This is a genomic window from Streptomyces calidiresistens, assembly GCF_014141525.1.
Lineage (GTDB): Bacteria > Actinomycetota > Actinomycetes > Streptomycetales > Streptomycetaceae > Streptomyces > Streptomyces calidiresistens.
Window position 1 is genome coordinate 1 of the sequence record NZ_VKHS01001524.1, and the last position, 510, is coordinate 510.

At 75.7% G+C, this 510-nt stretch carries 1 pseudogene; it reads left to right on the top strand.

The features are described from left to right. Positions 1 to 251, top strand: a pseudogene (locus FOE67_RS29885) (hypothetical protein); the annotation flags it as partial. Positions 252 to 510 lie beyond the last annotated feature (259 nt).

The window sequence follows — 510 nt, forward strand, 5'->3', positions numbered from 1 at the left end:
GGCCGACGGCCGGGCGGGAGGATCCCGATCCCGTTCTGCGGGAGCAGGTGGAGGTCCTGCGACGCGCCCTGGAGGAGATGGAGAGCCGGTTGGACCGACGAACCGGCCGGTCCGGCGCGGAGGGAACGGTGCCGGCGGGGTCCCCCCACCGGGAGGGAGCACCCCCGCCGGGGGACCCCCTTCCGCCGGCAGGTCCGACCGGTGGGGTGGGGTCGCGGGTGCTCGCCCCCGGGGCACCCGCCCGGCGGTGACCCCGTCCCCACCGGTGAAGCGCCGTTCGCCACCGCGGTAGGTCCCCTCCCCTCGGCACGGGCGGCACCGGGTCGCGGACCACGGCGCCGGACCGGGGCCCTCCGGCTTCCCTTCGGACATCCCCCGTTCACCCGTCGAACATCCGCCCTCCATCGAACTCCCCATCGGGACCGGCAGAGTGCGGCCACCCCCTCACCCCCGGTCGCCGTCACCGACGGGAGGGGAATCCCGCCCTCCTGGCTCTTATACACTTCTGAC